Source organism: Methylobacterium sp. J-001 (genome assembly GCF_022829565.1).
Taxonomy (GTDB): Bacteria; Pseudomonadota; Alphaproteobacteria; order Rhizobiales; family Beijerinckiaceae; genus Methylobacterium.
Window position 1 is genome coordinate 1 of sequence record NZ_JAKSYN010000214.1, and the last position, 20,108, is coordinate 20,108.

Genomic DNA, 20,108 nt, shown 5'->3' on the forward strand with positions numbered 1-20,108 from the left:
GTAGGCCGTGAACGTCGCCCCGCCCGTCTCCGCCAAAACCTTCGTGATCGCCGCCGTCAGCGACGTCTTGCCGTGGTCGACGTGACCGATCGTGCCGATGTTGCAGTGCGGCTTGGTGCGGGAGAACTTTTCCTTGCCCATGATTCCCATTCCTGCGGCGGGGACCACGCTGTTCCCCGGATCCTGGTCGGCCGCCCCGAACGCGGAAGCGGGGCGAAAAACGCGGTCCGCTTAGAGGGTCGGCCGCCCGCGATCAAGGTGCGGCAGCCGGGACGGCCCCGGCGCGACGCGTCCTGTCAAGCACCGGACGGCCACGCTAGACTGCATGGATATTGATCCTCGGCGAATCCGGTGGACACTTTCGAGACACAGTGTGGCTTGCAGGGCATAGCGGAGCCGACGCGGCCGAGCTTAAGTGGGGACAACCACTGGTCACTCCGGGTCTCGCAAACATGATGAAGAAGCTCCTCCTCGCCAGCGCCGCGACGGCCCTGGTCTCGACGGCCGCCGCCGCCGCCGACCTGCCGCGCCGCGCCGCGCCGCCGCCGGTCTTCACCCCGGTGCCGGTCTTCAGCTGGACGGGCTTCTACGCGGGTCTCGAGTCGGCCTACACCTTCACCGACCGCGAGCGCATCACCACGGTCGGCGTCCTGCCGGGCAATGCCACCAACGTGGCGCTGGGCCGCCGCCCGTTCCTGACCTCGACCTCGCAGGACGGCATCGCCAACATCGGCGGCACCGCCGGCTACAACTACCAGTTCACGCCGGGCTCCGGCTTCGTGGTCGGTGTCGCCAACAGCATCGACTGGACGGACATCACCAAGAACCGGGTCGTCCTCGGCACCGGCAACGTCGCCGGCGGCCCGCCGAACCTCAGCCAGTTCCGCCAGAGCGTCGATTGGCTCGGCACGCTCACGGGCCGCGTCGGCTACGCGTTCGACCGGGTCATGGTCTACGGCATGGGCGGTCTCGCCTACGGCAACGTGTTCCACGATGCGAACTTCTACACCCCGGGCGGCGCCCTGCAGTTCGCCGGCCGCTACGACGACTTCAAGACCGGCTTCGCCTATGGCGGCGGCATCGAGTTCGCGATCCCGACCGACAGCTTCCTGAACACCTTCGCGATCGGCCGGTATCTCGGCATCAAGTACGACGCCGTGACCATCAAGGCCGAGTACGTGCACTACGATCTCGGCAACCAGAACGTGCTCGTCGCCGCCATCCCGGGCGTCGGCACCGGCTCGTACATCTCGCGCTTCCGGACCGAGGGCAGCATCGTCCGCGCCGGCTTCAACTACAAGTTCGGCGGCTTCTAGGACTGACCGGCAGAGGCAGCCCGGGGGTTTATCCTCCGGGCTGCCTGCCCAGGGCGCGTGCCGTGATCGGCGCGCGCCCTTTTCGTTTTGGGGTGCCGATCGCGCCTCGACAGCCCCCCTCGGCCCGTCCTCCCGCCCCCGGGCGAAAGGCCTAGCAGGCGCGCAGATGCGCGGTGAGCCGGGCCGCCGCTTCCTCCGGCGTTCCGGTGTTGAGGATGGTCAGGTCGGCCCGGACCCGGGCCTCCCGGGCGAGGCGCGCGGCGAGGTCGCCGTCCTCCGGCCGTCCCCGGGCCGCGATCCGGCCGGCCAGGATTCCCGGGGGCGCCGTCACCTCGACCACGCTGACCGGCAGACCGCGTGCCCGGGCGTCCTCGACGATCCGGCGGGAGACGTTGCAGACCACGACATGCCCAGCGGCAACGCGATCGGCGGCCTGCGCCGGAATCGCGTAGCCGAGGCCGTGGGCGCGCCAATGCAGGGTGAAGGCGCCGGCCGCGCAGCCGCGCGCGAAGGCGGCCTCGTCGATCTCGTCGTTGTCCTCGTCGCCGGAGGGCGGACGGGTCACGAGGCGGCGGGGGAAGACGTAGCGCGGGTCGCCCGCGAGCGCCGCCCGGGCCAGCCTTATCAGCGTGTCCTTGCCGGCCCCGCTCGGGCCAACCACCAGAACCAGGCAGCCCGCCATCAGGCGACCCGCGAGCCGGCGCGCCAGACCTCCCGGACCACCGGCACGCCTTCGGCGCGCTGGACCCGCACGAGGTCGGCCCGCAGGCCCGTCTGCAGGGCGCCGCGATCGGTCAGGCCGGTGGCGCGGGCGGGATTGGCCGTAACGGTGGCCAGCGCCTGCGGCAGCGTGATCGCGGGCGCCTGCTCGGGCAGCAGGAAGGCCGCCATCAGCAGGCTCGCCGGCACGTAATCCGACGACAGGATGTCGAGATGGCCGGCCTCGGCCAGCGCCAGGGCGGCGACGTTGCCGGAATGCGAGCCGCCGCGGATCAGGTTCGGCGCCCCCATCATCACGGTGATCCCGCGCCCGTGGGCGGCCTCGGCGGCCTCCAAAGTGGTCGGGAACTCGGCCAGCGCCACCCCCTCCCCGGCGGCGAGCTCGACATCGGCCAGGGTGGTGTCGTCGTGGCTCGCCAGGGGGATGCCCATCTCCTGCGCGAACTGGACCAGGGCCGGACGGTTGCGGCCGTTCAGCGCCTGCCCCTCCCGGATCTTGCGCTCGGTGTTGAGCTGGATCTCCTCCAGGGTGCGGCCGCCCCGCGTAGCGTAGGTGTAGTACTTCTCCATATCGCGGAACTGGCGCTGGCCCGGGGTGTGGTCCATCAGCGAGATCAGGCCGATGGGGTAGTGCGCGTTGAAATCCGCCACCGTGTCGAGCACGTCCGCCGAGGGCAATTCGCAGCGCAGATGCGTGAAGTGCTCCGCCCGGAACAGGTTGCCGGCGCGCGCGGTCTCGATCGCCCCGGCGAGCTGCTTCAGCTCGGAGCCGAGGCCGCTGCCGTCGGGATCGCTGCCGGCGCGCAGGGAATCGAACACCGTGGTGATGCCCGAGGCGGTGATCTGCGCGTCGTAGGCCAGAACCGCGCCGAGGGGATGCCAGCGGACCTTGGGCCGGGGCGCGAAATGGCTCTCGAGATGGTCGGTGTGCAGCTCGATCAGCCCGGGGATCAGGTGGTCGCCGCCGAGGTCGAGGCCGCGCTCGGGCGCGCGCCCGGTGCCGATCTCAGCGATGAGGCCATCGGTCACGGCGAGCCAGCCGTGCTCGACCCGGTCCGGCAGGACCAGGATCGCGTTCTCGAGGATCAGGTCACTCATCGGAACTCCTCAGGCTGCACGGGCTTGCGCGAAGCGCGTCACGTCGACGATTCGGGTCGCCACGGCGTCGCGCATCTCGCCGTCGTGGAAGATGCCGAGCACGCCGGCCCCGGCGGCCAGCTTCTCGCGGACGAGCTCGGCCACCACGGCGCGGTTGCTGGCGTCGAGCGACGCGGTGGGCTCGTCGAGCAGGAGCAGCGGCCGGTCGGCGATCAGCCCCCGGGCGATGTTCACCCGCTGCTGCTCGCCCCCCGAGAAGGTCGCGGGCGGCAGGCTCCAGAGCCGCTCGGGCAGGTTGAGCCGGGCCAGCAGATTTTTTGCCCGCGCGCGGGCCTCATCCTCGGACAATCCGCCCTCGCGGCCGGCGGCCTCGACCACGTCGAGGGCCGAAACCCGGGGGATCACCCGCAGGAACTGCGAGACGTAGGCGATGACCCGGGCCCGCAGGGACAGCATGACGCGCGGGTCGGCCCGCACCACGTCCACCACGGCGTCTCCGTCGTGGACCCAGATCGCGCCGGCATCGCAGCGGTAATTGCCGTAGGCCATCTTGAGGAGTGAGGACTTGCCGGCCCCCGAGGGGCCGCCCAGCACCACGCATTCGCCCGGCGCCACCGAGAGGCTGACGCCGCCCACCACGGGCAGCACGACGCCGCCGCGCAGATGCAGGGTGAAGCTCTTGGCGACATCCTGGAAGGTCAGAAGCGCGGTCATGCGGCGAGCACCGAGGAGACGAGGAGCTGGGTGTAGGCGTGCTCGGGGTCGTCGAGCACCCGGTCGGTCAGGCCGGTCTCGATCACCCGGCCGGCGCGCATGACCATGATCCGGTGCGAGAGCAGGCGGGCCACCGCGAGGTCGTGGGTGACGATGATCACCGCCAGCCCGAGCTCGGCCGAAAGCCGCCGGATCAGGTCGAGCAGGCGGGCCTGGACCGAGACGTCGAGCCCGGAGGTCGGCTCGTCCATCAGCACGAGGCGCGGGCTGGTGACGAGGTTGCGGGCGATCTGCAGGCGCTGGCGCATGCCGCCGGAGAAGCGCGTGGGCGGATCGTCGATCCGGTCGGCGGCGATCTCGACCCGGCCGAGCCAGTCGAGCGCCGTCCCGCGGATGCGGCCGTAATGGCGCTCGCCGAGCCCCATCAGCCGCTCGCCGACATTGCCGCCGGCCGAGACCGCCATGCGCAGGCCCTGGGCCGCGTCCTGGCGCACGAAGCCCCAATCGGTGCGCATCAACGCCCGGCGATCGGCCTCGCTCAGGCCGGCGAGGTCCCGCAGCACGCCGTCGCGCATCCGGTAGGAGACCGTCCCGGCATCCGGGGCGAGCTCGGTGGCGACGAGGGAAAGCAGCGTCGACTTGCCCGAGCCGGACTCGCCCACGATCGCCAGCACCTCGCCGGGATCGATGTCGAACGACACGTCGGCGCAGCCGAGGCGGGCGCCGTAGCGCTTGGTCAGGCCGCGGACCTGAAGCAGGGGCGCGCTCATCGGGTCACCTCTGCGGGGTCTGGCACGAAGGGCGGATCGAGACGGAAGCTGTAGCCGTAGCGCTCGAAGCCGAGGCTCTCGTAGAAGGCGTGCGCCGGCTTGGCGTCGACATTCGAGGACAGGGCGAGCTTGTAGCAGCCCCGGTCCTGGGCAACGCGGAACGCCTCCCGCATCATCGCCCGGCCGAGACCGCCGCCGCGATGCCCGGACGCGACCACGACGCTCTCGACGAGGGCCGACGGCATGCCCCAATGGGCGATGTTGTCGAGGATGACGAGACAGAAGGTGCCGACGATCGCGCCGTCGACCTCGGCCGCGTAGACCCCGTAATCCGGGTAGGCCGTGACGATCCGGTCGAGGAGCGCCTCGGCCTGATCGCGGGTCGCCACCCGCCCGCCGTTCAGCTCGGCATAGAGGAGGAGGATCGCGGGGAGATCGGGCTTTTCGGCCCGGCGGACCGTGAGGCCGGTCATACCGCGTCTCCCGTGCCGACATGGCCGTCCGCGCGGCGCCCCTCGCAATGGTCGGTGTCCGAGCAGACGAACATCCGCCGGCCGGCATCGTCGAGCAGCATCTCGTCGAGATAGACGCCCTCGGCGCCGCACAGGGCGCAGGGCTGGTCGAACTGCTGCACCCGGAACGGATGGTCCTCGAAGTCGAGGCTGCGCACGGACGTGTAGGGCGGCACCGCGTAGATGCGCCGCTCGCGCCCGGCCCCGAACAGCTGGAGCGCCGGGCTCTGGTCCATCTTGGGGTTGTCGAATTTCGGCGTCGGCGACGGGTCCATCACGTAGCGGCCCGCGACCTCCACCGGGTAGGCGTAGGTGGTGGCGATGTGGCCGTGGCGGCTGATATCCTCATAGAGCTTGACGTGCATGGCCCCGTACTCGGCGAGCGCATGGAGCTGGCGCGTCTCGGTCTCGCGCGGTTCGAGGAAGCGCAGGGGCTCGGGGATCGGCACTTGGTAGACCAGGGTCTGGCCCTCCCGCAGCGGCGTCTCCGGGATGCGGTGGCGGGTCTGGATGATCGTCGCCTCGGTGGTCCGGGTGGTGGTGGCGACCCCGGAGGTGCGGGCGAAGAAGCGCCGGATCGAGACCGCGTTGGTGGTGTCGTCGGCGCCCTGGTCGATCACCTTGAGCACGTCCGAGCGTCCCAGGATCGCGGCGGTCACCTGCACGCCGCCGGTGCCCCAGCCGTAGGGCATCGGCATCTCCCGGGAGGCGAACGGCACCTGGTAGCCCGGCACCGCGATCGCCTTGAGGATCGCCCGGCGGATCATCCGCTTCGTGCCCTCGTCGAGGTAGGCAAAATTGTAGCCGGCTTCGGAACCACTCTCCTCCCCCTTGCGGGGAGGAGCCGGAGGTGGGGGTAAAGCCGAACGGGGCTCAACGGTGCCGTCTGCACCACCCCCACCCCTGACCCCTCCCCGCAAGGGGGAGGGGGAAGACTCCGTCTGCGGAAGCATACCCATCGCGCTCACTCGGCCGCCTCCTGCATGCTGTCTGAGTCCCGGAAGAACTCGGCGCGCAGGCGCCGGACCAGCTCCAGCTCCGCCTGGAAGTCGACGTAATGGGGCAGCTTCAGGTGCTCGACGAAGCCGGTCGCCTGGAGGCTGTCGCAATGGGCGAGCACGAATTCCTGGTCCTGGGCCGGGCTCGTCACCGGCTCGCCGAGTTCTTCCGCCCGGAGCGCCCGGTCGACCAGGGACATCGCCATCGCCTTGCGCTCGCTCTGACCGAAGGTGAGCCCGTAGCCCCGGGTGAATTGCGGCGGGGCCGCGCCCGAGCCCTTGAACTGGTTAACCATCTGGCACTCGGTGAGCCGGATCCGGCCCAGCGGCACCGGGAAGCCCAACTCCTCGGGCACGAATTCCACCGCCACGTCGCCGACCCGGATCTCGCCCACGAACGGGTGGGTGCGACCGTAGCCGCGCTGGGTTGAGTAGCCGAGGCCGAGGACGAAGCCCTCGTCGCCCCGGGCCAGGGTCTGGAGGCGCAGGGCGCGGTCGGCCGGGTAATCCACCGGCTCCCGGGTGAGGTCGCCCACCGGGGCGCCGTCATCCGGGGGCGAGGGCTCGATCAGGCCGTCCTGGGCGAGCAGGTCGGTGACCCGCGGGCAGGTTGCGGCATCGTCGCGGGGCTCGGCTTCGGCGGCGGGCTCGACCGTGCCCTCGGCGGCCAGCGCGAAATCGATCAGCCGGTGCGTGTAGTCGAAGGTCGGGCCGAGCACCTGGCCGCCCGGCAGATCCTTGAAGGTCGCCGAAATCCGGCGTGCCACCGCCATGGCGCCGGTATCGACCGGGGTCGAGGCACCGAACCGGGGCAGCGTCGTCCGGTAGGCGCGGACCAGGAAGACCGCCTCGACCACGTCGCCACGGGCCTGCTTGAGGGCGAGCGCCGCGAGATCGGGATCGTAGAGCGAGCCCTCGGCCATCACCCGGTCGACCAGGAGCGCCATCTGCGCGCGGATCTGCGCGACGGTGAGCTCCGGCACGGCCGGGTCGCCCCGGCGGGCCTCGGCCAGCAGCCGGTGGGCATTGTCGATGGCGGCCTCGCCGCCCTTCACGGCCACATACATCGGTCAGCTTTCCGTGACGGCGGTGGAGCGTGGGAGCCCGGCGACCGAGCCGGGGGCGGTGAGGATCAGGTCGACCCCGAGCGGGAAGCCCGCGCGGTTCTCGGCGAGCTGCGCGACGAACCCTTCCGGAAGGGGCGTGAGCGCGATCCACGTCGGACCTTTGATGCCGGGGCCGGCGAGGTGCAGCCCCTCCCCGTTCGCGATCATGTCGAGGGCGAGCACCAGAGTGGTCGACGTGTCGGGATAGGCCGGGGTGCCTTGCGCGAACCGGGCGAGCGGCGGGCGGCGCGCCGGATCGCGGATGAACGCGAAGGCCGCCCGGGCCGGATCGTCGGTGAGCGGCGCCCCGGTGTGGAAGCGCAGATAGGCGGCGACCTCGGGCGAGGCCGCGAGGCCGGCATCGAGCCAGACCGGCGTGTCGGCATCGGTGAGCGCCAGCGCGAGGGCGGCGAGTTCCGGGGTCAGGGGCGCCGGGGGTTTCAGCCCGGCGTCGAGAGGTTGGAGCAGGCCGGGGCGGGCGAGCGCGTCCATGACGGCGCGGAACGTGCCCTGCGCGCCGTGGACCGGATCGGCGAAGCCGGGTGCGAGCATGGTCAATCCTCCCCGCGGGCGACGGTCAGAAACTCGACCCGGGTGGCGGCGGTGCGCCGTGCCGCCTGCCGACGATCGGCGTCGGCTCGCCGGGCTGCAGGTTCCAGCGCCGCCTCGACCCTGGCGCGCCGGGCCGGATCCTGCCAGAGCGCGTCGAGGGTCGCGGCGAGCCGCGCCTTCGTGCGGTCGCGGCCGAGATGGTAGGCGAAGCCGCTGGCCCCGTCGGGCAGCCGGATGGCCGCCCGCGTCACGCTGACCTCACCGAGGTTGAACGGCCGCCCGTCGCCGCCGATCCGGCCCGTGGCCATCACCAGCCCGGTCTCCGGCGGACGCAGATCCTCGACGGCAGGCGCTGCCAGTGCCTTCACCGCGGCGTCCAGGTCGTCGCGGTTGGCATCCGCGCACAGCGCCATCACGGCCTGCCGTGCGGCGACCTCCTCGGGATCCGGTTGAAGTGGGCGCGTCGCCATGGCAAATCCCTCTGTCGGGTTGTTGTCTAGTCGTGTAGACAACTAGCGTGCCGGGCGCAAATGAAGTTTGGATGACAGCATGGATGCACAGGAGCAGGCGCCCGGCCTCGTCCGGGGCGAGGGACTGACGGCATGGCGGCAGATCGCCGACGCGCTGACCGCCGATATCGCGGCCGGGCGCTACGTGCCGGGCCAGCAGATGCCGACCGAGGCGGCACTGGCCGCGCGCTTCGCGGTCAACCGGCACACGGTCCGGCGGGCTCTCGCCGCCCTGGCGGAGGGCGGCCTGGTGCGCGCCAGCCAGGGGCGCGGCACCTTCGTGGAGGAGGCGCCCCTGGCCTACCCGATCGGCCCGCGCACCCGCTTCTCCGAGATCGTCACCGGGGCGGGGCGCGAGGCCTGGGGCGACCTCCTCGCCTCCGCCACCGTCCCGGCCGGCCCCAAGCAGGCGGCGGCGCTGGCGATCGAGCCGGGCGCGCCGATCCTCGAACTGCTGACGATCCACCGGGCGGACGATGCCCCGATCTCGACCGCCCAGACCTGGCTGCCCCTGCCGCGCTTCTCCGGCTTCGCCGCGGCCTATGCCGAGCGCGGCTCGATCACCCGGGCGTTCGCGGCCTGCGGGGTCCACGACTACACCCGGCTCTCGACGCGGATCCGCGCCCGGCCGGCCGACGCCCAGGAGGCGGAACGCCTCGACATCGCCCCCGGGCGGGTCGTCATGGTGGTGTCGAGCGTCAACATCGACTCCGCGGGTCTGCCGATCCAGGCGAACCGCACCCTGTTCGCCGCCGACCGGGTCGAGCTGGTGATCGGCGGCTAGAACGCGCCCCACCGAATCGGATCGAGGACTTGGCGCCGCTCACCGCGCCGCCGGACCGATGATCGCCCGGCGCAGCCGGGTCGAGACCCAGTCGATCGCCGCCACGGTGGCGAGGATCATCAGCACCAGGAAGGCGACCTGCTTCAGCTCCAGCACGCGGATCAGCTCGGTCAGGTACTGCCCGATGCCGCCCGCCCCGACGATGCCGATGATCGTGGCCGAGCGGGTGTTCGACTCGAAGAAGTACAGGACCTGGCTCGCCAGCACCGGCAGCACCCCGGGGATCAGCCCGAACCGGATGCGGTGCAGGGCCGAGCCACCCGAGGCGACGACGCCCTCGCCGGGTTTTCGGTCGCAGGTCTCGATCGCCTCCGAGAACAGCTTGCCGAACGCCCCGAAATCCGAGCACGCGATGGCGAGCATGCCCGCGAAGGGGCCGAGGCCGACGACGTTGATCCAGATCAGCGCCCAGATCAGCACGTCGACCGAGCGCATCACGTCGAGCCCCCGGCGCACGGCGAAATGCGCGAACGGGTTGGGCACGACGTTGCGGGCGGCGAGCAGCGCCACCGGGAAGGCCAGGATCGCCGCCGTCAGGGTCCCCAGGAAGGCGATGCCCAGGGTTTCGCCCAGGGCGTGCAGGAAGGTCCAGAACTGACCCTCCGGCGACGGCGGCAGCATCAGCACCGCGAAGGTGCCGAGTCGTCCGAGGCCGTTAAAGATTCGCGCGGGCGACATCTCGAACTGCCATGCGCCGAAGCCGGCCAGCCCGATCACGGCGCAGACGATCACCACCACGCGCAGCCGTGCGGCCCGGTCCGTCCGGAACTGCGCCGGATAGCGGGCGCGCAGGCGCGCGAGATCGGCCCGGGCCTCCGCCCGCAGGGTCTCGGAGCGGGCGGCGCTCATCGGGCTTCCTCGCTGCCGGTCAGCCGGTGCCGGACCTGCTCGGTGGCGAGGTCGATGCAGATGACGGTGAGGATGATCAGCCCGAGGATCGCGCTGACATCCGCGTAGTAGAAGTTGCGGATCGCGGCCAGGAACTCCTGGCCGATGCCGCCCGCGCCGACGAAGCCCAGCACCGCCGCCCCCCGGACGTTGATCTCGAACCGCAGCAGCGCATAGGAGGCGAAGTTCGACAGGACCTGCGGGAGGACCGCGAAGCGCACGGTCTCGATCCAGCTGGCGCCCGAGGCCGAGAGGCCCTCGACCGGGCGCATATCAACATTCTCCACCACCTCGGAGAACAGCTTGCCGAGCGCCCCGGTGGTGTGGACCGCCAGGGCCAGCACGCCGACCATCGGGCCGAGCCCGAAGGCGATCACGAACAGCAATGCGAAGACCACGTCGGGAATCGTGCGGCACACTTCCAGGAAGCGCTTGGCCACGAACCGCACCACGGGCGACCGCACCAGGTTGGCGGCGGCCACGAAGCTGAGGGCGAAGCCCGCGAGACCGCCGAGCAGGGTGCCGAGATAGGCGATCAGCACGGTCTCGCCGAGCAGGGCGAGCCATTTGGGCAGGCCCCAGTACCAGGCGCGCACGTCCTCCAGCGGATGTTCGAGGCCGACCGGCGGCCAGATTTGCGCGAGATAGGCGGTGAATTTGCCGATATTCTCCGCAAAGACCAACGGGCGCACCTCGGCGGCGAGCCCGGCGAGCAGCGCCAGCACCGCGACGACCGCGAAGCTCGCGAGCGTGCGGCGCCGCGCGGCGCCGCTTGCCGCCGCGTACAGGCCGGAGAGGGCGGCTTCCCGCTCCGGCGGCAGGGGTGTCAGGCCGCGCAAGGCGGGCGTCCGATCAAAATTGCGATCAGGATTTCTTGCGCTGCTCGTCGTTGGCCTTCAGCATGTCGATGATCGGCTGGTAATCCTTGAGCGTCACCGGGGTGAGGCTGAGATCCTTGCCGTCGGACAGCTTGTCGAATGCCGCCTTGTCGGCCTTCGGCACGTCGAGGAAGGCCTGGCGGATCTTGGCCTTCAGGTCGTCCGGCAGGCTCGCCAGCACGGCGTAGGGGCCTTCCGGCAGGAAGTCGGACTTGAACACCACCCGGAAGTCCGACTGCTTCATCGGCGTACCGTCGGGATTCTTCAGGACGCCCTTGGCGACCATGCGGGTCACCATCGTGTCGGTCTCGGAGTTCCACAGGTTGGCGGCGGCATCGACGGTCCCCTGGGTCAGCGCCAGCACGGCGTTCTCGTGACTGCCGGCGAAGAGGACCTTGCCGAAATGCTTGTCCACGTCGTAGCCGGCCCGCTTCAGGAAGAAGCGCGGCGCCTGGTTGCCTGAGGTGGAGTTCGGGTCGACGAGGGCGAGGTTCTTGCCCTTGAGGTCATCGACGCTTTTGTACGGGCTGGAGGCCAGCACGTAGAGCACCGAGTAATAGCCCGAGGCGCCGGTCTCGTGCTGCGGGTTCACGAGCGGCTCGATCTTCACGCCGGTCATCACGGCCCGGGAGAACGAGACGGCGCCGTAGAACGCGATCTGGATGTTGCCGGCCCGCTGGCCCTCGATCACGGCAGCGTAGTCGCTGGCGACCCGCAGCTTCACCGGCACGCCGATCGTCTTGGTCAGGTAATCCGCCAGGGGGGCATAGCGGTCGTTGGTGCCGCTGGCGTTCTCCATCGGGATGACCGCCAGGGTTAGCTCGGGATACTTGGCCTTCCAGTCCTGGGCCGTGGCCGGCAGGCCGAGGAGGGTGAACGCCGCCGCGGCGGCGGCAAGGGTGCGTCGGGTGATCATCGTGTGGTCCTCAAAGTGGTCTCGGGCGCGGAATTGGCCGGCCGCGCGCTCGGCGCATCCGATCCGGTCAGGCGTTTCCGTCCGTTGTTGTTGGGAGCCTCAAGCACAGTGCACCGGTGACCGGCGCCAATGGCTCAGACGCCGATGGCAGCCTCGCGGATGGGCTGAGCCGGCACGAGGCCGGGCAGCCCTGGCATGGCGGCCCGCTGCTCCGCCTCGCGCGCCGCGGAATCGTCGAGCACCTCACCGGCCTCCAGACCGTAGAGGCGGCGCGCCACGTCCTCGGTGAGGTCGAACGGGCCGCCCTCGAACACCACCCGGCCGGCGGCGAGCCCGACGAGGCGGTCGCAATAGGCGCGGGCGAGGTCCAGGGAGTGCAGGTTGCACAGCACGGTGATGCCGTAGCGCCGGTTCACGGCGGCCAGGGCATCCATCACCAGGCGGGTGTTGCGCGGGTCCAGTGAGGCCACCGGCTCGTCGGCCAGCAGGATCTCGGGCTCCTGCACGAGCGCGCGGGCGATGGCGACGCGCTGCTGTTGCCCGCCCGACAGGCCATCGGCCCGCTGGCCGGCGAATTCGCCCATATCGAAGCTTTCCAGGGCGGCGAGCGCCATGGCCCGGTCCTCGTCCGACCACATCCGGAGCAGGGCGCGGTGGGTCGGCACGTGGCTGAGGCGGCCCATCAGCACGTTGGTCATCACGTCGAGGCGGCCGACCAAGTTGAATTGCTGGAAGATCATGGCGCAGCGGGTGCGCCATTCCCGCAGGGGCCGGCCCGTCAGGCCGGTGACATCGCGCCCGTCATAGAGGATGCGTCCGGAACTCGGGTCGGCCAGGCGGTTGATCAGACGCAACAAGGTCGATTTGCCGGCTCCGGACCGACCGATGACGCCGACGAAGCTGCCCCGCTCGATCTTCAGTGAAACGCCGTCGACGGCACGGCGGCCGCTGTATTGACGTGTCAGGTCTTCGACGACGAGCATAAATATCGGTCCGCTGCGGAATGGGCGCAGCTAAACGCCTCTTCGGCGACAATTGGATGACGAATACAATTCCTTTTATTTAGTCGGCGCACAAATCTGGTGTCGTGGCGCCTGGACAACCGGCGGCGCGACGGCGTCTTCCGTCGCGACGGTCCGACGGGGCTTGCGCAGCCAAACGCTGCATCTGTGTCGGCGCTGTCCACGGAGCCCCGCAGGGACCTCGCGCCCGCGTCCCCTCAGGCGGCGTCCGGTACCGACGCAACCCCGTGGGTTTCACCCCAAGTCTTGAGCGCCATGATCACGGGCCCGAGCGTCCGGCCGCGGGCGGTCAGGCTGTACTCAACCTTGGGCGGGACCTGAGGATAGATTGTCCGATCGACGAGCCCGTCCGCCTCCAAATCCCGTAGCTGGTTGGTGAGCATCCGCTGCGTGCAGTTTTGCAAGATCCGTCGCAACGCACCGAAGCGCATCGGACCCGCCAGCAAATGAAAGAGGATCACGCCCTTCCATTTTCCGTCGATCAACTGAAGTGTCGCTTCGACCGGGCAGCCGGGCCCGCAATCCAGACGCGAATGACGAGTGCGCGCCATAGTGGTATCCTTATCGACACTATCTGCTGTTCATGTGCGTTCTTGCGCAGGACGGCACGATACCTATCCTGTCTCTCATTCAGCAAGTCGAAGAACAGGACGCGTCCCGCGTGCTGTCAGGCTTCCGCTGCGGAAGCCATCGACGGCAAGACTGGAGATGACGATGGACAGCGGCGCACTGAGAATCGTGCAGGACTGGTACCGGACCGGAAATCCCGATCTGTTGTCGCCGGACATCGAATGGCGGGTGCTGGAGAGCTTTCCTGCGGGCGGGATCTATCGTGGGCGGGACGACGTCATCGGTCGCTTCTTTCCATCCGTGAAGGCGCATTTCAGCGCCTACGAAACACATCCGAAGACATTCATGGCCGACGGCGAAACCGTCATCACGACCGGCCTCTATCGCATTTCCAGCCCGTCCGGCGTTCCCGGCGAAGCGGATTTCGCGCATGTTTGGACGGTCCGCGACGCATCCCTCGTGGCATTCCGGCAGATCGCGGACACCGCCGCGATCAACGCGCGATCAATGCGCGCTTAGGAGGATGCTGATGTCGGAGCGTCCTGATCTTGGGCGTGGCTCGCATCGAACCCCTGGATGATCGGCTCCCGATCGCTCCGGAAGATGCACGGATGGGAACGATCAGCCGAAGCCTGAGACGGGTTTTCTAAGTCCGCTGCCGCTCGCGCGTTCCGCCTCGAGGACAGACCGTGCGTCGCCTTGGCGTACGCTCGACATGGCGGAGCGCTACGCTCCCGCCCAGCTCGCGTACCGCTCCAGAAATTCTTCGATGCGAAGCGCGCGGAAGTCCGGAAGCGCCCGGCGCAGGCGCTCGTGGTCCCAATCCCACCAGGCGAGACGCTCCAGCCGCTCGGCGATCGGCTCGGGAAAGCGGCGGCGCACCGGCCGGGCCGGATTGCCGACGACGATCGTGTAGGCCGGGACATCCCGCGTGACGATCGCCCCCGCCCCCACCACCGCGCCGGTGCCGATGGTTCGGCCTGGCAGGACCACCACGCCGTGGCCGATCCAGACGTCATGGCCGATGGTCACCGGGCTCGCCCGGCGGCGCGCGAAGAAGGCATCCTCATCCGCCTCCTCGGGCCAGTAGGCATGGGCGCGGTAGGTAAAATGCGCTTGGCTTGCGCGCTCCATCGGGTGGTTGCCCGGGTTGATCCGCACGCTGGCGGCAATCGAGCAGAACTTGCCGATGGTGGTGTAGATCACCTCGCCATCCTGGGCGATGTAGGAATAATCGTCGAGGACGCTTTCGGTCAGGCGCGTGCGCGGGCCGATCTCGGTGTAGCGGCCGAGATGGCACTCGACGATCCGGGCGCTCGGATCGATTGCGGGAGCGAGGCCGAGATGCGGCTCAGCCATGGTCGCCCCCGAAGGGCAGGCGCGCGAGGAGCCGGAACGGCTCGGACCCGTCCTGGGACAGGAGGTACACGGCATCGATCACCGCGGGCGCCGGCCTCGAGGCCGCGTAGGCTTCGGTCAGGCGTCTGAGCCAGGCGGCGCGGTCGGGCTCCGGCAGGGCGTCGGTCAGCGTCATGTGGAACCGGAAGGCTTCGAAGACATACGGGTAACCCCAGCGGGCCAGCAGCGCGCGGCCGCGGGGATCGAGGCGCTCGGGGCGACGCTTGGCGCGCTCGGCCTCCGAGAGCGGTGACCGCAGCGGGTCGAGGGCGGCGACGCATTCGGCGGCGAGCAGCCCGAGTTCCGGCGGCGGGGCTTCGGGCACCAGGGCGAGGAACGGCCCGAGCGCGGCGACGACCAGCGGGCCCAGCGCCACCGGCGGGTGCCCGGCCGCAAGGTCCCGGGCCATGGCGAGAAGGTCGTCCTCCTCGGCCGCCGGGGCGAGGCGCAGCGGCGCCTTGAGGGTCGCGTGGAAGCCGTAGATCCGGGCGCCCGTCGTGACGGCGGCGAGATCGCCGAGCCCGTCCGGATGCGGGACCGGGGCACCGGCGGCATTGTCGTAGCCGAGCACGGCGTTGCCGAAGGCCGCGAGGCCCGAGCCGGGCGCGGGGAGCCAGTAGAGGGCGTAGCGGCGCGTCATGTCCCGGTCTCCGGCTCCCGGCGCGGTCACGCCGTCGGCGCGCAGGCGCGGTCGACGCCCGTCCGGCGCGGGCGCACATCCATGGCGTTGCCGCGCCAGACGATGGCGCTCCGCACCCAGGCCCCCAGCCAGATCGCCGGGATCAGGGCGTCGCGCACCAGGAACGCCGCCAGCATGCGCGGTGCCCGATGCCAGCCCGCGCGGATCGCGAGCCGGTATTCCGCGGCATAGCACAGCGCCGCCAGGACGGCAGCGCCCGCGAACCCGACGGGGCTGCCGGACCAGAGCGCCAGGAGGAGCGCCGGCAGCAGGACGCCGCTGCCGATCTCCGGGGCGAAGAACAGCGGGAACGTCACCCGCCGCAGCCGGGCCCAGCGCAGCTGCCGCGCCCAGACCTCGCGAAACCCCCGCGACCCGAGCGGTTGCTCGAACGGGCTCGCCACGAGGTGGACGCGCTTGCCCGCTGCGCGCACCAGCTTGGTGGCGGCGGCGTCCTCGGCGATCTCGGAGGCCAGGGCCTGCAGGCCACCGCGGGCCTCGAGGAACGGCTTGTGCCAGAGCATGCTCTTGCCCTGGGCGAAGCCCAGCCCGAACGCCTCGGCGGCGTATTGCCAGCGCGCCTGCAGGGTGTTGAGGAAGGCGCATTCGACCTCGGCCATGAAACTGCCGGGCCGGGCGCCCGCCGGGGTCGAGCAGACCAAGCCGGTCTCATCCCGCCAAGCCGCCTGGAGCCGCTGGAGGTAGTCCGGCGGCATGGCCACGTTGGAATCGGCGAGCACGACCCAGTCATGCGCGGCGGCGCGCCAGCCGCGCAGGCAGTTGTTCAGCTTCGGGTTGTCGCTGACGCGCTCGTCGCCGAGGATCAGCCGGGCCGGCACCTGCGGGTGGTCTGCGATCAGGCTTTGCACCCGCGGCACGATCGGATCGTCCGGGTCGGCCACGCAGAAGATCAGCTCGTAGGCCGGATAGGCGAGAGCGAAGCTGCGGGCCAGCATCTCGTCGCTGAACGCCTCGATCCCGTGGAGCGGGCGGACCAGGGACACGGGGGCCCCGGCCGGGAAGGTGGATGCCCCGTGGACCTTGCCGATGCGCCGCCCCGCGATCGCGATGCTGGCGATCTGGACGAGAACCAGGAGCGCGCCGAGGGACAGGGCCGACACCGTAGGGTCAAGCATGCGGATGCCTCGTTCACGCGCGTGATCGGCCCGGCTCGCCGGCGCGCGCGTCGCATCAACGACTTAGAGCCGCGCCTGGTCGGGCGCGGCTCTAGCGGCCGGACGGCGTCAGTCGTGTGACAGATCCCGGGCCGCCGCGGCGGCCCGGAAAGCGTTCGTCAGAACCGGAGGGTGAAATTGCCCTTCACGGCCTGGTCCTGGGCGCGGGCGCCGACCTGGCCGGTATAGGCCACGCCCAGCGTCGCGTTCGGCGCCACCCGCAGGTCGAGACCCACACTCGCCACCAGCGCGTCCCGGTCGATCGGCACGCCCGCGCTGAGGAAGGCCGGGCCGGTGCCGAAGCTCAGCAGCGCCGTCGGGACCACGTCCCCGAACGCCCGCCGGTAGCCGATCAGACCGTAGGCCTTCACCGGAAGCCCGAGGCCGAGATCCAGGCTGCTCTGCGCCCGCACCCCCGCGGTCACTGCGCCGAGATCGTAATCGCGCGCGTAACTCACCAGCGCCGCCGCGCCCCCGGTCTCCGCGAAGCCGTCCCGCCGTATGCCGATATAGGCCCCGCCCACGAACGGCTCGATATAGGTCGAGGCCTGCTGCAGCGCCGGCCCGTCCGGCGCCGCCAGGGCCGACGGCGCGCTGAGCGTGAAGCGATAGCCGATCTCGCCGAAACCCTGGACCGTGTGGCCGCCGCCATGCCCGGTCGGGCTGTCCGACAGGCCGTAGAGCACGCTGCGCCGGGTGCGTGTGTCGGTGTCGGCGTAGAGCGCGCCGAGCCGGACCGAGACCGGGCCGAACGCATAGTCGCCGTAGACGCCGCCGAAGCCGCTCTTGAGCGTCGCGCTCTCCGTCCGGGCCCCGCCGCCCTGCCGGCCGGCGCTGTCGAGATTGGCCTCGGTGTAGCCGCCGACCAGGCCGAGCCGCAGCCCGCTCGGCAGCCGGATGTCGGCGCCGAGCGCGAAGCCGGCGATCTGCCGGTCGAGGTCGAAGGCGTTGCCGCCATCGCCCGCCGTGCCGAAGGCGCCGAACCCCTGCCCCCAGAGGCCGAACACCCGCGGGTCCAGCGTCTGGACCGGCACGCTCGCCACCACCGGCGCCCGGCCCGGCAGGTCGGCGGCGTAGGCCGCCGGCACGCGGGTGCCGTCCAGGCTCGCGGCCGTGCCGCCCCAGCGCAGCCGGTCGAGCACCGCCTCGCGCACGAAGAACGCCGTCTCGTAGGCGGCCGAGACCGTGCCGGCATGGATGTCGCCCGACAGCGCCCGGAATCCATCGGCGGCCTCGCTCGTGGTGAAGGCCAGGGCGGCGTCGTAGGCCCGGCCGGACCCCGCCGCCTGGAGCGCGTTGGCCGCCGCGATGCCGTTGCGGCCGGTGGCGCTGGCGGCGAGCGGCACGTCGTTGCGGGTGAGCGTCAGGTCGACCGCGTCGGGCAGGTAGCGCAGCCCCGGCGACAGGAAGGCGAGGTTCGCGGTCACCCCGTCGAACCGGCCGGAGACGCCGCCGGAAGCGGTCAGGATCGCGTAGGTGGTGCGCGGGTTGTACGCCCCCGGGGCCGCCAGCACCTGCACGGTGCCGCCGGCGAGCGTCGCGGCGCCCCCGGCCGCGATCCGGTCGGCCTGTCCGGCGGCGTTGGCCTCGACCCGGTAGACCGAGCCCGGCGCGAAGGCGGCCGAGCCTGCCACAGTCAAAGTGCCGATCGAGTTGCCCGGCGCCACGGTGCCGCCCGACAGCGCCGCGATCCCACCGACGGAGCCCGAACCGCCGAGCAGACCGCCGGCATTGACCGAGACGGTGCCGGCGATGGTGCCATTGGCGTAGAGCGCGCCGCCCTGGCCGATGCCGACATCGATGCCGAGGCGGTCGCTCGTGTCCATCCGCAGGGTGCCGGTGACGTTCCCGAAATATCCGGCGGCGGAATACAGGTCGATGCGGCTCCAGTAGCTCAGCGGGCTGCCGTAGAAGGCGGCGAGCGCGTTGGTCTCGGTGTTGACCACGATCTGGTTGATCGTCTCGGTCGCAAGCTGGCCGTAGAGGCCGCCGTTCGGCGCGAGCGTGCGGGCGGCCGAAGTCGATCCGCCGTAGAGGGGCGCGAGCAGGATCGAGGCGTCCGGCCCGCCCGCGGGGGCGGCCTCGCGCGGGGCCTGGGCGAAGGTGAGGGTCGGCAGGCCGTAGGTCAGGCGGGCCTGGTAGGCGGCCTGGTTGGCGGCAGAGGGGACATAGGGATTGCCGGCCATGTTGGCGGCGCTGCCGGCGCAGGCCGCGACGGTGTTGCCGCACTGGGCGGCGAGGTAGGCCTGAAGCTGGCCCTGGGCCTGGACGAACTGGCTCGGCATGTTGATCGCCCGCCCGGTCATCGCCGCGTTGTTGATGTAGGCCGGGTTGGTGAAGGCTTGCGCGAGGTCGTAGGCGGCGAGCGCGCGGCTGCCGATCACGTCGAGCGGGTAGTGCACGCCGAGGACGATACGGCTCTCGCCGTACTCGGACGCGCGCAGCAGCAGGCTCTGGTATTGCTGCGGCACCAGCATCGCCAGCAGATAGCCGCTCGTATACGCGTAGGTGGTGTGCCCGCTCGGGAAGGACGGGTTGGTGGCGATGCCGTTGAGCGCCGTCGGGTCGAAGGCATTGAAGCGGCTCGGCGCGACCTGAACGGGCCGGGAGGATCCATAGACGTCCTGGCCGGCTTGCGTGTTCGTGACGCCGTAGCCGAGGTCGTAGACGCTGTTGATGGTGTTGGGCAGGCCGTTGGCTCTGGGCAGGCTATAGCCCGCCGGCGCAACGGCGGGTGTCGCCACGTAGTTGGCCGGTGTCACGCTCGGGTTGTTGGCCGCGCCGTTGGCAAAGTAGTTCTTGGCGACGCCCAGGTTGTTGCCCGTGAACGTGTTGGCATCGACCAGCAGATTGATCACGCTGCCGAGCGCGCCGTTGGTGCCCTGGGCGAGGCCACGCTGGAAGATCGGCCCGAGCTGCGGGCCGAGACCGCCGATGCGCTGCTGCGGGACGCGGCCGTTGATCGGATTCTGGCCGGGGAGGCCGCCGCCGATATTGGCGGCAACGCCATAAGAGCCGAGCCCTACCGAGGACAGGTTGTTGCTGGCCGACGCCAGGAGGTTCTTGTCGCTGATCGCCAATTGCTGCCGGGCGAGCCCGGCGCCGTTATTCAGCACGGCTGTCTGCGCCAGGTTCAAGTCCAGCGTCGCCTGCCCGGCCGCCGTCGCATTGAGCGACAGGAACGGGGCCAGCAGATTGAGGACGTTGACATCCGATGCAGTCGTGTTGGCGGTCTGCGCCTGCACACCCGAACTATATGCAGCGACCATCAAGGTCGCGATCGAGACCCCGTAGCAAAGTTTCATTCCCGGCCCCCAAGCCTGCGGCCATTCGGCCTGCGGCGGGTGATTTAGCGGAAACGACACGGTCGCATGCGTCATAATGAAGTCATAATAACTTGAATCGTCAATTGTATCCCACTTGCAACAGATCCATATCTTAGC

21 protein-coding genes and 1 pseudogene are annotated in these 20,108 nt (G+C 70.6%); 3 read left to right on the plus strand and 19 right to left on the minus strand.

The window, feature by feature from the left end; genetic code table 11:
- Positions 1–141, minus strand: a 141-nt coding sequence (locus tag MKK65_RS28350) for a GTP-binding protein (protein WP_243958598.1), incomplete at its 3' end; no start/stop codon positions are given.
- Between the two features lie 311 nt (positions 142–452).
- Here MKK65_RS28350 and MKK65_RS28355 point away from each other — a divergent pair.
- On the plus strand, positions 453–1,316 hold the full coding sequence (locus MKK65_RS28355; RefSeq protein WP_243961498.1) for an outer membrane protein: 864 nt from the start codon (positions 453–455) through the stop codon (positions 1,314–1,316).
- A 151-nt stretch (positions 1,317–1,467) separates the two neighbouring features.
- On the opposite strand, the gene phnN is transcribed toward MKK65_RS28355, so the two are convergent.
- From phnN to phnG, 9 genes and pseudogenes are all read right to left on the minus strand, one after another.
- On the minus strand, positions 1,468–1,998 hold the full coding sequence (phnN, locus tag MKK65_RS28360; protein ID WP_243961499.1) for a phosphonate metabolism protein/1,5-bisphosphokinase (PRPP-forming) PhnN: 531 nt from the start codon (positions 1,996–1,998) through the stop codon (positions 1,468–1,470).
- Positions 1,998–3,134 carry an alpha-D-ribose 1-methylphosphonate 5-triphosphate diphosphatase gene (locus MKK65_RS28365; RefSeq protein ID WP_243961500.1) on the minus strand — a complete coding sequence of 379 codons (1,137 nt, stop codon included), beginning with the start codon at positions 3,132–3,134 and terminating at the stop codon, positions 1,998–2,000. Before MKK65_RS28365 ends, phnN begins: the two co-directional genes overlap by 1 nt.
- 9 nt (positions 3,135–3,143) lie before the next feature.
- Entirely contained in the window at positions 3,144–3,848 is a 705-nt protein-coding gene (phnL, locus tag MKK65_RS28370) for a phosphonate C-P lyase system protein PhnL (protein WP_243961501.1), read from the minus strand.
- On the minus strand, positions 3,845–4,618 hold the full coding sequence (gene phnK, locus MKK65_RS28375; protein ID WP_243961502.1) for a phosphonate C-P lyase system protein PhnK: 774 nt from the start codon (positions 4,616–4,618) through the stop codon (positions 3,845–3,847). The genes phnL and phnK overlap by 4 nt, the downstream gene beginning before the upstream one ends.
- The gene (locus tag MKK65_RS28380) at positions 4,615–5,091 is read right to left on the minus strand and encodes a GNAT family N-acetyltransferase (RefSeq protein ID WP_243961504.1); all 477 of its coding nucleotides are present in this window, start codon (positions 5,089–5,091) and stop codon (positions 4,615–4,617) included. The genes phnK and MKK65_RS28380 overlap by 4 nt, the downstream gene beginning before the upstream one ends.
- A pseudogene (locus MKK65_RS28385) lies at positions 5,088–5,939 on the minus strand (alpha-D-ribose 1-methylphosphonate 5-phosphate C-P-lyase PhnJ); the annotation flags it as partial. The pseudogene MKK65_RS28385 and the gene MKK65_RS28380, both read right to left, overlap by 4 nt.
- A 155-nt stretch (positions 5,940–6,094) precedes the next feature.
- Positions 6,095–7,195, minus strand: coding sequence for a carbon-phosphorus lyase complex subunit PhnI (locus MKK65_RS28390; protein WP_243961508.1), 1,101 nt, complete (start codon positions 7,193–7,195; stop codon positions 6,095–6,097).
- A 3-nt stretch (positions 7,196–7,198) separates the two neighbouring features.
- Positions 7,199–7,786, minus strand: coding sequence for a phosphonate C-P lyase system protein PhnH (phnH, locus tag MKK65_RS28395; protein ID WP_243961509.1), 588 nt, complete (start codon positions 7,784–7,786; stop codon positions 7,199–7,201).
- A gap of 2 nt (positions 7,787–7,788) precedes the next feature.
- On the minus strand, positions 7,789–8,256 hold the full coding sequence (gene phnG, locus MKK65_RS28400) for a phosphonate C-P lyase system protein PhnG (RefSeq protein WP_243961512.1): 468 nt from the start codon (positions 8,254–8,256) through the stop codon (positions 7,789–7,791).
- Between the two features lie 79 nt (positions 8,257–8,335).
- Here phnG and phnF point away from each other — a divergent pair, with 79 nt between their 5' ends.
- Positions 8,336–9,079 carry a phosphonate metabolism transcriptional regulator PhnF gene (gene phnF / locus MKK65_RS28405; protein ID WP_243961513.1) on the plus strand — a complete coding sequence of 248 codons (744 nt, stop codon included), beginning with the start codon at positions 8,336–8,338 and terminating at the stop codon, positions 9,077–9,079.
- A gap of 39 nt (positions 9,080–9,118) precedes the next feature.
- Here phnF and phnE (MKK65_RS28410) read toward each other — a convergent pair whose 3' ends face one another.
- The 5 genes from phnE (MKK65_RS28410) to MKK65_RS28430 all read right to left on the minus strand — a co-directional run bounded on the left by phnE (MKK65_RS28410) (position 9,119) and on the right by MKK65_RS28430 (position 13,394).
- Positions 9,119–9,988, minus strand: coding sequence for a phosphonate ABC transporter, permease protein PhnE (gene phnE / locus MKK65_RS28410; RefSeq protein ID WP_058191845.1), 870 nt, complete (start codon positions 9,986–9,988; stop codon positions 9,119–9,121).
- Positions 9,985–10,866 (minus strand): phosphonate ABC transporter, permease protein PhnE, encoded by an 882-nt coding sequence (gene phnE / locus MKK65_RS28415; RefSeq protein ID WP_243961514.1) that lies wholly within the window; start codon positions 10,864–10,866, stop codon positions 9,985–9,987. Before phnE (MKK65_RS28415) ends, phnE (MKK65_RS28410) begins: the two co-directional genes overlap by 4 nt.
- A gap of 25 nt (positions 10,867–10,891) precedes the next feature.
- On the minus strand, positions 10,892–11,821 hold the full coding sequence (phnD, locus tag MKK65_RS28420; protein WP_243961515.1) for a phosphonate ABC transporter substrate-binding protein: 930 nt from the start codon (positions 11,819–11,821) through the stop codon (positions 10,892–10,894).
- 134 nt (positions 11,822–11,955) lie between these two features.
- A complete protein-coding gene (gene phnC / locus MKK65_RS28425) occupies positions 11,956–12,804 on the minus strand; it encodes a phosphonate ABC transporter ATP-binding protein (protein WP_243961516.1) in 849 nt (282 codons plus the stop codon).
- A 236-nt stretch (positions 12,805–13,040) separates the two neighbouring features.
- Entirely contained in the window at positions 13,041–13,394 is a 354-nt protein-coding gene (locus tag MKK65_RS28430) for a winged helix-turn-helix transcriptional regulator (RefSeq protein WP_243961517.1), read from the minus strand.
- A gap of 163 nt (positions 13,395–13,557) precedes the next feature.
- Between MKK65_RS28430 and MKK65_RS28435 the strand changes: the two genes are divergently transcribed.
- Positions 13,558–13,932, plus strand: coding sequence for a nuclear transport factor 2 family protein (locus MKK65_RS28435; protein ID WP_243961518.1), 375 nt, complete (start codon positions 13,558–13,560; stop codon positions 13,930–13,932).
- Positions 13,933–14,139: 207 nt separating this feature from the next.
- Here MKK65_RS28435 and MKK65_RS28440 read toward each other — a convergent pair whose 3' ends face one another.
- From MKK65_RS28440 to MKK65_RS28455, 4 genes are all read right to left on the minus strand, one after another.
- Positions 14,140–14,772: a chloramphenicol acetyltransferase gene (locus MKK65_RS28440; RefSeq protein WP_243961519.1), complete on the minus strand. Its 633-nt coding sequence runs from the start codon at positions 14,770–14,772 to the stop codon at positions 14,140–14,142.
- Positions 14,765–15,451 (minus strand): DUF1045 domain-containing protein, encoded by a 687-nt coding sequence (locus MKK65_RS28445; RefSeq protein ID WP_243961521.1) that lies wholly within the window; start codon positions 15,449–15,451, stop codon positions 14,765–14,767. Before MKK65_RS28445 ends, MKK65_RS28440 begins: the two co-directional genes overlap by 8 nt.
- Positions 15,452–15,477: 26 nt before the next feature.
- A complete protein-coding gene (locus tag MKK65_RS28450; protein ID WP_243961522.1) occupies positions 15,478–16,626 on the minus strand; it encodes a ceramide glucosyltransferase in 1,149 nt (382 codons plus the stop codon).
- A 158-nt stretch (positions 16,627–16,784) separates the two neighbouring features.
- Positions 16,785–19,934, minus strand: coding sequence for an autotransporter domain-containing protein (locus MKK65_RS28455; RefSeq protein WP_243961523.1), 3,150 nt, complete (start codon positions 19,932–19,934; stop codon positions 16,785–16,787).
- Positions 19,935–20,108 lie beyond the last annotated feature (174 nt).